We start from the raw sequence: 12,419 nt of genomic DNA on the forward strand, positions 1-12,419 counted from the left end.
TACTACCATAGAATGAACGCTCCCCAACCCGCTTCAACATAGCCCATGCCCATACACGCCACCTCTACGGACACGGAACTGCCGGTCCGTTTTGACGACATCCGGGACGCCGCGGCGCGCATCGCCGGCGTCGCGCACCGCACGCCCGTCCTGACCTCCTCGACCCTCGACAGCCGGCTCGGCGCCCGCGTATTCGTCAAGTGCGAGAATTTTCAACGCGCCGGGGCGTTCAAGTTTCGCGGGGCCTACAACGCGCTCGCCCGGCTCGACGCCGGGCAACGGGCGCGGGGCGTGCTCGCGTTTTCGTCCGGCAACCACGCGCAGGCCGTGGCGCTGGCGGGCCGGGCGCTGGGCATTCCCGCTACGATCATCATGCCGAACGACGCGCCTTCCGTAAAGCGGCGGGCCACCGAGGGGTACGGGGCCGAGGTCATCGCCTACGATCCGGCCCGCGAATCGCGCGAGACGCTGGCGGGCTGCATCGCCGAGGAACGGGGCCTGACGCTGATACCGCCGTACAACCACCCCGACGTCATCGCCGGCCAGGGCACGGTGGCCCTGGAGCTGTTCGAGGATGTGCCGGACCTCGACGCGCTGGTCGTGTGCTGCGGCGGGGGCGGCTTGCTGAGCGGCTCGGCCATCGCCGCGCGCGCGATGGCGCCGGCGTGTTCGGTGGTCGGCGTCGAGCCCGAAGCCGGGGACGACGCCTGCCGGTCGTTTCGTACCGGCACGCTGCAAACGGTCAGCCATCCGGACACGATCGCCGACGGGGCCCGCACCCCGTCGCTCGGGACGTTCACGTTTCCCATCGTGCTCCGGTGCGTCGACGACATGGTGTCGGTGCCGGACACGGCGCTGGTCGAGGCGATGCGCTTCCTGTGGGAACGGATGAAAATCGTCGTCGAGCCCACGGGCGCGCTGGCGCTGGCAGGGCTGCTCGCCGGCCGGCTGCCGGCGCAGGGCCGGCGCATCGGCGTGATCGTCAGCGGCGGCAACATCGACCTCTCGGCCGCAGGACGGCTCTTTTCTTGAGGGGATCTCGTCAGTCGGCATCCGGGTTCGTGACGAGGGTCGTCGTGAACACCAGGCTGAGTCGACCTGTTCTGTCCGCAATCGGCGGCTTTCGTCCCGCGCTCCATCCATTCAATCGCTCGGCGCGGGCGTTTTTTGTATGATCGTATTATGCACGTAGGGATTATTGGCGCGGGGCCGGCAGGTATCACGGCGGCGTATCAACTGGCAAAAAAGGGCGTCTCGGTGGACGTGTACGAGGCCGGTCCGGCCGTCGGCGGTCTGGCGCGCACGATCGATCTGTGGGGGCAGCGGGTCGACCTCGGCCCGCACCGCTTTTTCAGCACCGACCGCCGGGTGAACGCGCTGTGGCTCGAAGTGGTCGGGCGGGACTACAGCATGGTCGATCGGCTCACCCGCATCTATTACGGCGGACGCTTTTTCAGCTACCCGCTGCGCATCTTCAACGCGCTGCGTCTGCTGGGGCCGGTGGAGGCCGCACAGTGCCTCGGCAGCTACGTCCAGGAGCGCCTGTCGCCCACCGAGCAGGACGGGTCGTTCGAGGACTGGGTAGTGCACCAGTTCGGCCGGCGTCTCTTCGAGATCTTTTTCAAATCGTACAGCGAGAAGCTCTGGGGCATCTCGTGCAAGGAACTCGACGCCGACTTCGCCTCGCAGCGCATCAAGAAGCTCTCGCTGGCCGAGGCCATCTTCAACGCGATCAAACAGGGGCGAGGCAACCGGCACAAGACGCTCGTTGACCGTTTCGCCTACCCGCACCTCGGCAGCGGCATCGTCTACGAACGCATGGCCGAGGCCATCACGCGCCGGGGCGGCCGGCTTTTTCTCGATCGGCCGGTGCGCCGCGTCGTGCCGGCGGGCGACGCTGTCCAGCTCGAACTGGAGTCCGGCGAAACGGCGTGGTACGACCACGTGGTGTCCTCGATGCCGCTGACGTTGATGGTGCAGCGGCTGCCGGACGTGCCCGACGCGATCCGCGAACACGCGGCGGCGCTGCGGTTTCGGAACACCACCCTCGTCTACCTGCAGGTCGAAGGCGACGCCATCTTCCCGGATAACTGGATCTACGTCCACGACCCGGCGCTGCAATTCGGGCGGATCACCAACTTCCGCAACTGGACCCCGCAGCTCCACGGCCCCCGGGGCGAGAGCATCCTGGCGCTGGAGTACTGGAGCTACGACGAGGACGCCCTCTGGGCGGCGTCGGATGACGACCTGATCGCGCTGGCCCGCCGCGAGATCGGTGCGACCGGACTCCTCGGCGAGCGGGCCGTGCTGGCCGGCCACGTCGTGCGCATCCGGCGGTGCTACCCGGTGTACGACCGCGACTACAAACGCCACCTCCGCCCCATCGAACAGTATCTGCAGACGATCCCGAACGTCACCGCCATCGGGCGGTACGGGGCCTTCAAGTACAACAATCAGGATCACAGCATCCTGATGGGCATCCTCGCGGCGGAGCGCATCGCCGACGACGCCAATCACAGCCTCTGGGACATCAACACCGACTACGACACCTACCAGGAAGGGGCGCTCATCACCGAAACCGGGCTCCAGGAGCTATGACGGCGGCCCGCGTTCCCTGGATCAAGACCCGCGCCGGCACCGTCGCCACGCTCGCATTGCTGTTCGCCCTGTCCGTCGCCGTGCGCGCCCCGATGCTGGGGCGCCCCCTGTTCATGGCGCACGAATGGCTGACGGCGCACGTGTTGACCACGCTGACCATCTGGTCGGAAGAAGGGATCTCGACGTACGGATACAACCCGGTGTATACATTCGACACGCCGGCGGATCGCCACGTCAAGAGCCTGACGAGCGGCATCGTGGACGAGGCGGGCAACTACTACTACGTTTCCTACCCCCCGCTCACCTTTCTGCTGCCCTACGCCGCGTTTTCGCTGCTCCACGTCGAGCCCGGCGTGCTCGCCATCCGCATCTGGTCGCTCCTGCTTCACGCCATAACGGCTATCATGGTGTATGCGCTGGTCGCCAGCATCTACGGCATCCGGCTGCGGGACGGGCTGTTTCCGCCGGCGCTGATCGCCTATGCGATCTACCTGTTCATGCCCATGGCGCTCAAGCACCATCTGAACTCCTACTTTGCCGACATGCTCGTGCAGCCCCTCTGGCTGGGGTGCATCTGGTATGCGTTTCAACTGTACGAGCGGGAAAAGCTGGGGCTTACCGGGTATGTGTGGGGCTTCGCCCTGCTGAACTTCCTGGCCGTGTATACCGAATGGCTGGGCGTTTTTAGCGCCTTCGTGCTGTTCGTGTTCGCCCTGGTTCGATGGCGGTCGGACCCGAGGTATCTGCGGGTCCTGATCGCGATCGCCGTGAGCACCGCCCTCGCGCTGGGTCTCGCCGTGGTGCAGTACAGCACGATCGCGGGGCTGGACGGCTTCATCGACGCCTCGATCGAGCGGTTTACCGTACGCAGCGGGGTCGAGGGCACAGGCGGGGTGTCGATTCGCCGGCCGCTGTATCACATCATTCTGCTGCTGAGCTACTGGTATCGCTTCTATCCCATCCTCGGTTTACTCGCGTTCCTGCTGCTGTTCGTCGCCCTGACGTACCGGTGGAAGCCGCTCACGCGGCGGCGGCGGCACTTTTTCATGCTGATCGCGCTCGGCTTGCCGGTCATCATGCATCACGTGGTGTTTTTCGATTTCACCTACGAGCACGAGTTCGCCGAATTAAAAACCGTCGGGAGTGCTGTTCGCCTACCTCGCAGCGGCGGACTGTATCATCACATCCGCTATGCCATCTTCCCGGAGACCCGAAGGGTCTTTCATGCGATGGTCGTTGCGATGCCAGCCGTTCTCTGTATGCCTGGGCGTGTATACATACTATCAGCAGATTCCTCGGAAGGATTTGAGGCTACACCGGCAAACCGGGAAATCATTGGACGATTAGCCGCCGAGAATGAAACGATCTACGTGTTAGGCCCGAGAGAACGAATGACATAACTCACTACCGCAACAATGAACGCGCGGTCTCAGCACCAATTCAGTATTACGCCGGCCGCAACATGCTGATGGTTGTCGACCGGAATGAAGTCGAATCCCATATGCGTGAAAACGGAATCCGGCGCGCAATCGTGTTCACCTCGACTCAGACGAATACGCTGAACGCCGTGGAGCACATCCGCCTGGACAACCTTCCCTAACCGTCGTCCAATCTTGCGAGAGAAAAATCACATCGGATTCCGCCCAGCCAGACTCCTAGCCCTTGTGCTTCTAGGAAGCTTCCTGGTTAGCATTCTGATTCGCCTGCCCAACCTCGACCGCCCCCTCTCCAACGACTATGAGTGGGTCACGGCGCATACCCTCATCACCCTCGACATCTGGCGCACGGACGGCGCGCTCCGCCACCGGCTCGCGCCGATTTATACCTACCCCTACGCCGCGGATACGCACATCGAGAGCCTGACGAGCGGCGTGGCGGATGCCGAGGGGCGGTATTATTACGTCTCCTACCCGCCGCTGACCTTCATCGCCCCGCATCTCGTCTTCACCGCGCTGCGGATCGCGCCGTCGCCGCTGGCGCTGCAGGGGCTGAACCTGGTCCTGCACGCCCTGACGGCGTGGTGTCTGTACCTGCTCGTCGCCGGCCTCCGCCGCCGCCCCCTGCGCGACGGCCTCGACCTGCCGGCGCTGGCGGCCTTTCTGGTGTACACGTTTTCGGCCCCGAACCTCTGGTTTCATGCGAACGTGTATTTCGCGGATGTGCTCGTCCAGCTGTTTTTTGTCGCCGCGGTGTGGGCCATCGCCCGGCATGTGCTGGAAGACAGGCCGATCTGGCCGGTGGGCGTCGCCCTGTTTTTGATGACCTACACCGAATGGCTGGGCGTTTTCCTGACCGCGACGGTCGCCGGCGTGGCCGCGGCGCGCGGGTTCGATCGGCGCTGGATGCGTGTCGCCGGCGTGTGCATCGCCGGCTCGGGCCTGGCGCTGCTCGTCACGTTCCTCCAGTATGCGTCGATCGCCGGCGCGAGCGCGTTCATCGACGCATCCGTCACCCGTTTTGCCGTCCGCAGCGGGCAGAGCCAGGGGCTGTTCGGCAATCCAGAGGCCTACCTGAGCATCGGGATCGCGTACGCGCGCGGCTATTTCCCCCAGGCGGTGCTGCTGGTCGTGCTGGGGGCGGCGGCGTGGACGACCCGCGCGGCGCGTCCGGCCGGCGAGGTCGGCTGGCTGCACTGGATCGGCCTCACGCTCGCCCCGGCCCTCATGCACCACCTGGTGTTTTTCGAGTTCACGACCATCCACGATTTTGCGCTGCTGAAAACATCCGTCCCGCTCGCGCTGGGCACGGCGGCGTGTATGGATCGGCTTTGCGCGACGGACGAGCGCGACGGCGCCCGCTTTTATGCGGCCTTCGGGCTGGGCGTCACCGCCGCGCTGCTCGCCTTCTCCGTGTTCCTGTACTACGCGCACATCACGCACGACGCCGTGGATCAATTCCAGCTCGTCGGGGAGACCGTCGGGCGCGAGGCGCGGTCCGACGAGACCGTGTTCATCGTGGCGGACCGGTCGCTGTACGGGCTCATCATCCCCGGGCCGGATCATGACGTCGTCGCGCCCCAGATCCTCTACTACGCCGGCCGGGACATCCTGCTGGTCGATTCGATCGACGACGCGTACCGGCATCTGGAAACCTATGGCAAACCGCGGGGTGTGCTCTTTTCGTTCGCGGCATCGCGCCAGGCGCCGGTCGTGACGCGCCTCACCCTCCCCCGCCCCGCCCCGGATCCCTGAATCCTCCAAGCCATCCCTCCGTGCCCACCGACGACGCGCTCAAAGCCTACCTCGAGGAACTCGTCGCCCGGTTCGAGCAGCCGGCGTTCATCCAGCCCGACCCCATCTCGATCCCGCACGCGTTCGAGGACCCGCGCGACCAGGAAATCATCGGCCTCTACGCGGCCCTGCTGGCTTGGGGGCAGCGGGCGACCGTGCTGAAGAAGATGGAAGAGCTGTGCGAGCGGATGCGGTATCAGCCGTACGCGTTTGTGTCCGGCTACGACCCGGCGCGCGACGCCCCGCGTCTCGCCGGCTTCAAACATCGCACGTTCCAGCCGGCCGATGCGCACTGGCTCACCCACGCGCTGTCGACCGCGCTGCGTCGTTCGGGCAGCGTCGAGGCCCTCTTTCTCGCCCACCTGCCCGACGAGGCGCCCGACATCGGGCCGGCGATCCAGGGCTTCAGCGACACAATCCTTCAGGCGCTCCCCGAAACACCCGGCCGGCTCGCCAAACACCTGGCCCGCCCGTCGACCGGCAGCGCCTGCAAGCGCCTGGCGATGTATGTCCGCTGGATGGTCCGCCCCGGCCCCGTCGACCTCGGCATCTGGCGCCGCATCGCGCCCCGCCAGCTGATCCTGCCGGTGGACGTGCATTCGGGACGTCAGGCGCGGGCGCTGGGGCTGCTGGAGCGGAAGCAGGACGACTGGCGCGCGGCCCTCGCCCTGACGGAAGCCTGCCGCCGGCTGGATCCGAACGACCCCTGCCGGTACGATTACGCGTTTTTCGGCGCCGGCGCCTACGGCGTATCGCTCGACGCCCGGTTTACGGCGGAGAGGAGCGGCGCCCCGACTTCATCGCCGGGGACGCGGTAGCCCTGGCGGTAATACAGGATGGGCAGTTCGTCGAGGCCGTAGTCGTGGATCGCCTCGACCTCGCACAGGAACAGCGAGTGGTCGCCGGCGGGATGCACGGCGTAGCGCCGGCACGTCAGCACGGCGAGGGCCTCCCCGAGGATCGGCAGCCCGTCGGCCGAGCGGTGCGCGACCGATCGAAACTGGGATTCGGAGGACGAGTCCGGCAGCGCGAAATGCTGGCTGAGGCGGGCCTGGCCGGCGTGGAGGATATGGATGGCGAACCGCTCCGCCTCCACGATCGACGCGTGGATGGACGAGTCGATGCTCACGTTGAACGACACCAGCGGCGGATCGAGCGAAACGCTCGCGAACGAACCGATCGTGACGCCGCGAGGACCAGCCGCGGTGGCGATGGTGACGACCGTGACGGGTGAAGGCACGTGGCGCATCACGGCGCGCAGCGCCTCTCCGTCGATAGGGCTCTTCATGGCGTACTCACCTCGCTGTGCCGGCGTCCCCTCGCGTCATCGCGGAGCGGCGTCGACACCGAACAGGCTGTGGGGGTGGTGGGGCGGTGTCAGGAAAAGACGTCCTTCACCTTGCTGAAGAAGGATTTCCGCTCCTCTTCCTTACCCGGTTTGGGGATGAAGGAGGGGGATTCGCGGTATTCTTCAAAGAAACGGCGTTCTTCGTCGGAAAGCGTCTTCGGAGTCCAAACGTTGATACGCACCATCTGATCCCCGCGCCGGCTGCCGTTGAGTTCGGGCAGGCCGCGCTCGCGCATCCGGAGCACCTTGCCGGACTGGATGCCGGCGTCGATCTCGAGCCGGGCGCGTCCTTTCAGGGTGGGCACTTCCACTTCGGTGCCGAGGGCGGCATCCGGCATGGAGATGTAGAGTTCGTAATAGATGTCGAGGCCTTCCCGCGTAAAGTGCTTGTGCGCGACTTCCTCTATTTCGACGCGCAGGTCGCCCGTGCCGCCGCCGCGCACGCCGGCATTGCCCGCGCCGCGCATGGTCAGGTAGTTGCCTTCGAGCACGCCCGGGGGGACGGGGATCGAAATCGTCTCCTCGCCCTTGAGCCGGCCTTCGCCGTGGCATTTCTTGCAGCGGTCGTTGATCGTGCGCCCCTCGCCCTGGCAGGTCGGGCAGGCCTGGACGTTGACGAACTGGCCGAAGACCGAACGCGTCACCTGGCGAATCTCGCCGGTGCCCTGGCAGGTCTGGCAGGTCGAATACCCTTCCTTGCCCGCTTCGGCGCCCGATCCGGTGCACGAATCGCAGACCACGAACTTGCGCACCTTGATCTTTTTCTCCGTGCCCTCGCTGATGTCCTCGTAGGTGAGCTGCAGCTTGATGCGGAGATCGCCGCCGGGCCGGCCGCCGCGACGGGGACGGGGCCGCCGGCCGCCGAACACCTCGTCGAAAATGCCGCCGCTGCCGCCGAAGATATCGCTGAACGCGCTGAAGATGTCGTTGATATCCTGGAAGCCCGCGTTGCCCGCGCCGTTGCCGCGCACGCCGGCGTGGCCGAAGCGATCGTACCGGGCTTTTTTCTCCGGGTTGGATAACACTTCGTAGGCTTCGGCCGCCTCCTTGAACCTGGCTTCCGCTTCCTTGTCGTCCGGATTCCGGTCGGGGTGGTATTTCAGCGCCAGCTGGCGGTACGCGCGCTTGATCTCGGCCTCGCTGGCCGTCTTGGTCACACCCAGTATTTCGTAATAATCGCGCATGGAACTCACGGGCTTGCGGCTTCGCCTTACCGGGCGTCGGGTAAATGATGCGTGGTCTTGGGGAGAAGAACGGTCGCCCTACGCACGGCGGGCGGCGGCGTTCCGGAATCCGTGCAGGTCAGGTCGATACGACCACTTTGCTGTGGCGGAGCACGCGGTCGCCCATGCGGTAGCCTTTCTGCAACTCGTTGAGCACAATCCCCGGTTCCGTATCGTCGGGAGCGGGCTGCTGCATTAGGGCGTCGTGCTCATTTTCGTTGAAGGGTTGCCCGACCGCCTCGATCGGCTCGACGCCGAGACGCACCATCTCGTCGTTGAACTTCCGGTAGACGAGGTCGACGCCTTCCTTCAGCTTGACGTACATCGGGTCGAGCGTCTTCTGATCGGTTTCGAGCAGCGAGGCCGCTTCGAGCGAACGCCCGAGATCGTCCAGGATTTCGAGCATGCGCTGCACGACCTGGACCTGTCCGGACTGCATGAGCGTCTGGCGCTCCTGGTCGGTCCGGCGCTTGTAATTCTGGAACTCGGCGACCTGCCGGAGCAGGCGGTCCTTGGAATCCTTCAGTTCGGACCGCAGCCGGACCACGTCGGCCGGGTCGCCGCCGGCGCCGTGCACCGAGGGGGGCGCCATTTCCTCCGCGTCCGCGGGATTAGGGGCTGCCTGGGTATCGTCTTGCACGTGTTCTTCCTGTATGTCTGATGCCTTGGTCATACGCCAAAACAGTTCATAAACTCAGTGATGGGTCGCGCGGTCGTGCCGGCCCAGGAGCGACGCCATGCCCTCCACCAGCGCGACCACGCGCACATAGTCCATACGCGTCGGCCCGATGATGCCGATGGTGCCGCTCGTCTCGCCCAGCTGGTAGCTGGCCGTCACGATCGAATATTTGTCGACTTTGCCATCGACGATCTCGCTGCCGATGCGCACCGTGGCCTTTCCGGGATCAGCCGGGCGCCCCGTCTCGTCCTCGAAGAGCTGCACGACCACATCCTCCTCCTCGAGCAGACTGATCAGGTTGCGCAGGGCTTCGGGATCTTCCTGAAACTCCGGCTGCGCGAGGATATGCTGCGCGCCGGCGAAGCTCATGCGGCCGTCCGCCGGCTCGGAGAAGACCGTGCCCGTAGCGTTGAACACCAGGCGGACGATGCCGGTCTTTTCATCCTTCACATCCTGCATCCGCGACGCATAGGTGCGGCGGATATCTTCCAGCGTGAGGCCGGCGAGGCGTTCGTTCATCACCGCTACCGCGGCGTCCACGTCGCGGCGATCGAGTTCGGACTCGACCTCGAGCACGATCGTCTTGAACAGCCCGCCGCGCAGGCTGATGACGAACATCAGGCGCGACGAGGAGAGCGGCACGGCTTCCATCCGCTCCAGGATGCCTTTGGACAGCTTCGGGCTGAGCACCACGCCAAGCAGGTTGGAGAGGCGCCCGAGCAGCCGGGAGCATTCTTTCAAAAAGACTTCGTTGTGCGTCGAGGCGCGTTCCATCTCCTCGCGGAGCATCCTTCCCTCTTCGCGGGACAGGGATTGCCGCATCATCAACTGATCGACAAATACCCGGTAGCCGAGTTCGGTCGGCACGCGGCCGGCGGAGGTGTACGGATGATCGAGGAATCCGCGCTCCTCGAGGTCGCTCATGGTGTTGCGGATCGAAGCCGGACTGATGCCCAGCGGATACCGCCGCGCCAGGGCACGCGAACCTACCGGCCCGGCCGTATCGATGAAATCCGATATGACCAGACGCAGGATCTCGCCCTCACGCTCGGTGAGCGCGTGGTGCGGGACGGGACGGTATGGTTGGGCCGAGCTTTTCACGATACGACAACTCTTAGCAAAACCCTTGCCGACAGCCTTATCGGGGTCCGGACCGCGCCGAAACGGCAGACGCGGGCCGGCACCGCACGCGGCGATGCGATAGAACCCTCCAAAATAGCCGTTTTTCGATTGCGAGCATACTGACACCTCCAAAAAAGCGGCGTACCAGGCCATGCCATCCTGGCACATCCTGGTACGCGGGAGACGGAAGTAATCTGGATCGCAACGCCCTCGATGGCGTGTCGATGCTAACAGTTGGTGTTCGTCCGGGTTTCCGCACGCCGGCGGTCTCGACGGGGAGGAAAGCGCAGCATCATCATTGAGATTATATCATGCATCGTTTCATCGCGCTCCCCTCCCCATCGTAGACATCCCTGGGGTGTGCGGATCGGGTTATTTGATCCGCTCCAATTCGATATCACGTTTGATGGAGATATCCGCACCGAACTCGGTTTTGTACGCGTTGCGCGAGCTGGAAACATAGGGCCCCGTTTGAGGCTGGCTCGTCGAAACGCGCGGCGCGAGTCCGTCATACTGATAACCATTCCCTTCGCCCAGGCGCGATTGCGGATTGTAGCCGTCGTAGGGGTTGGAATTATACATCACGCCGTCCTCTTCGTACTGGTACGGATCGTTGTAGCGCCCGCCGAAATAGGGGTCGTAATCGTCGTCCCGGTAGTAGCGGTAGCTGAGGGCGTCGTCGCCGAAGTCGGCCAGCAGGTTGCGATCGTCCGGCAGGAGCGAGATGGGGGGATAGCCATTAAAATCGCGGGGATTAAAGAGCCGGCTGTGGCGGCGCGAATACACGCGCTGGCGGCGCAGGTTGAGTTCGCCGACACGATAGCCGTGCGAGTCCCGGTACCGGTCCAGGATGTATCCGTCGTAGGACCGCGTGGAAATCATCTCGAAGCCGACGACCGGATCGCCCACGAGGAAGACATCCCGATCGAAGGCCACGTCGCCATCGCGGTAGATCGTCGCCACGATGTGGGCCAGGTCGTTGGGAATGCGGTTGACTTCACCCATGAACCGGCCGTTGCGATAGATTTCGATGGCGTCGATGAAGATGTCGACTTCCGCATAGCGGCCGTTCGCGTTGCGTACCCGCTGGTGGTAGCGCGTGCGCACATCCACATCGATTGTGCGGCGCCGGCTGCCCCATCCCACTTCCAGATACACCACCTGGCGATACCGGTAATGCGGTTCCCAGTGGCGCTGGTAGCGATACTGCCAGGGCCAGCGGACACTCACGTGGACATCGGGGCGATTGCGCCGGTAGTAGTCGGGGTGATCGCGCCGGTACACGTTCGTGCGGTCGCGCCCCGTCTCGTAGGTCGGCAGGCGGCGCTGCGGCTCGGCGCGGCGGACCGGCTCGTTACGGCGCTCGGGCTCCACGCGGCGCTCAGGTTCGCCACGGCGCTCGGGCTGGGCCCGCGTATCGCCACGGCGTTCGGGCTCGGCGCGGCGCTCCGGCTGGCTCCGCTGCGCGGGCTCGGCGCGGCGCTCCGGCTGGCTCCGTTGCGCGGGTTCGGCGCGGCGCTCCGGCTGGTTACGCGGCGCGGGTTCGGCGCGGCGCTCCGGCTGGCTCCGTTGCGCGGGCTCGGCGCGGCGATCCGTCGTGCGCGAGGAGGACCGGCTGGAGGCCTGACCCGAGTCGTTGCCCCCGCGCGAGGCTTCTTCGCGTCGCTGCGGCGCGCTCTGGCGGCTTTCCGGCTGGCTGGACCGGGACCGCGAGGTTTCCTGCCCGGACCGGGCCGGCGCGGCTTCGCTCTTCGGCGCCGGCGCCTCTTTCTTTTCCGTGCCCGATCCGTTGCCGCGGCCGTTCGTGCCGGAGCGCGACTGGCCGGAAGCGGCCTGTGCTCCGGCCAGCAGGACGAGTAAGGCGATCGTCGCCATCCAGAGCACGCGAGAGCGGTGTACCAGCTTGTTCATGACATCCTCCATACTTTAAATGGGTGCAGGATCTACGCCTGCAGCGTTGGTCTTGCCGGAAAACCCCTACAAGGACGTGCCAACCCCCAAAATGGCCTTCTATGCCCTATCGCGTCTTCATTCATGGCCTCTTCACGGCGCAGCGCTCCGTGAAGTTGTCCACTTTCGCGGACAATGTCACGCGACGCAAACCGGCTTTTGACGCCGATCCCTTCCCGGTGCGCAACCGATGATGCGACACCCGGGTATATCTGACCACAACCGGCCGGCGCCCCTCGCGCGCCGACGCGTTGCTGCCACCACGTTTT

10 protein-coding genes are annotated in these 12,419 nt (G+C 65.3%); 5 read left to right on the forward strand and 5 right to left on the reverse strand.

Annotated features, from left to right (window positions below; all coding sequences use genetic code 11):
- The first annotated feature begins 45 nt into the window (after window positions 1–45).
- The 5 genes from R2834_04435 to R2834_04455 all read left to right on the forward strand — a co-directional run bounded on the left by R2834_04435 (window position 46) and on the right by R2834_04455 (window position 6,646).
- Entirely contained in the window at window positions 46–1,032 is a 987-nt protein-coding gene (locus tag R2834_04435; protein MEZ4699556.1) for a threo-3-hydroxy-L-aspartate ammonia-lyase, read from the forward strand.
- 150 nt (window positions 1,033–1,182) lie between these two features.
- Complete coding sequence (locus R2834_04440; GenBank protein ID MEZ4699557.1) at window positions 1,183–2,598, forward strand: FAD-dependent oxidoreductase; 1,416 nt, start codon at window positions 1,183–1,185, stop codon at window positions 2,596–2,598.
- On the forward strand, window positions 2,595–3,998 hold the full coding sequence (locus tag R2834_04445; GenBank protein MEZ4699558.1) for a hypothetical protein: 1,404 nt from the start codon (window positions 2,595–2,597) through the stop codon (window positions 3,996–3,998). The genes R2834_04440 and R2834_04445 overlap by 4 nt, the downstream gene beginning before the upstream one ends.
- A 264-nt stretch (window positions 3,999–4,262) precedes the next feature.
- On the forward strand, window positions 4,263–5,789 hold the full coding sequence (locus R2834_04450) for a hypothetical protein (protein MEZ4699559.1): 1,527 nt from the start codon (window positions 4,263–4,265) through the stop codon (window positions 5,787–5,789).
- A 20-nt stretch (window positions 5,790–5,809) separates the two neighbouring features.
- Complete coding sequence (locus tag R2834_04455; GenBank protein MEZ4699560.1) at window positions 5,810–6,646, forward strand: TIGR02757 family protein; 837 nt, start codon at window positions 5,810–5,812, stop codon at window positions 6,644–6,646.
- Here the strand turns inward: R2834_04455 and R2834_04460 are convergent.
- The 5 genes from R2834_04460 to R2834_04480 all read right to left on the reverse strand — a co-directional run bounded on the left by R2834_04460 (window position 6,571) and on the right by R2834_04480 (window position 12,111).
- Window positions 6,571–7,116 (reverse strand): flavin reductase family protein, encoded by a 546-nt coding sequence (locus R2834_04460; GenBank protein MEZ4699561.1) that lies wholly within the window; start codon window positions 7,114–7,116, stop codon window positions 6,571–6,573. The genes R2834_04455 and R2834_04460 overlap by 76 nt on opposite strands.
- A gap of 89 nt (window positions 7,117–7,205) precedes the next feature.
- Window positions 7,206–8,360, reverse strand: coding sequence for a molecular chaperone DnaJ (dnaJ, locus tag R2834_04465; protein MEZ4699562.1), 1,155 nt, complete (start codon window positions 8,358–8,360; stop codon window positions 7,206–7,208).
- A gap of 118 nt (window positions 8,361–8,478) precedes the next feature.
- Window positions 8,479–9,039, reverse strand: a complete 561-nt coding sequence (locus R2834_04470; GenBank protein ID MEZ4699563.1) for a nucleotide exchange factor GrpE — start codon at window positions 9,037–9,039, stop codon at window positions 8,479–8,481.
- Between the two features lie 54 nt (window positions 9,040–9,093).
- A complete protein-coding gene (gene hrcA, locus R2834_04475) occupies window positions 9,094–10,179 on the reverse strand; it encodes a heat-inducible transcriptional repressor HrcA (protein MEZ4699564.1) in 1,086 nt (361 codons plus the stop codon).
- A 393-nt stretch (window positions 10,180–10,572) separates the two neighbouring features.
- Window positions 10,573–12,111 carry a hypothetical protein gene (locus R2834_04480; GenBank protein ID MEZ4699565.1) on the reverse strand — a complete coding sequence of 513 codons (1,539 nt, stop codon included), beginning with the start codon at window positions 12,109–12,111 and terminating at the stop codon, window positions 10,573–10,575.
- Window positions 12,112–12,419: the final 308 nt, after the last annotated feature.

The sequence above is a fragment of the Rhodothermales bacterium genome (assembly GCA_041391505.1).
Lineage (GTDB): Bacteria > Bacteroidota > Rhodothermia > Rhodothermales > JAHQVL01 > JAWKNW01.

Coding starts and splice junctions, on each gene's coding strand:
- R2834_04435 (MEZ4699556.1), top strand. CDS start 46: ATGCCCATACACGCCACCTCTACGGACACGGAACTGCCGGTCCGTTTT.
- R2834_04440 (MEZ4699557.1), top strand. CDS start 1,183: ATGCACGTAGGGATTATTGGCGCGGGGCCGGCAGGTATCACGGCGGCG.
- R2834_04445 (MEZ4699558.1), top strand. CDS start 2,595: ATGACGGCGGCCCGCGTTCCCTGGATCAAGACCCGCGCCGGCACCGTC.
- R2834_04460 (MEZ4699561.1), bottom strand. CDS start 7,116: ATGAAGAGCCCTATCGACGGAGAGGCGCTGCGCGCCGTGATGCGCCAC.
- dnaJ (MEZ4699562.1), bottom strand. CDS start 8,360: ATGCGCGATTATTACGAAATACTGGGTGTGACCAAGACGGCCAGCGAG.
- R2834_04480 (MEZ4699565.1), bottom strand. CDS start 12,111: ATGAACAAGCTGGTACACCGCTCTCGCGTGCTCTGGATGGCGACGATC.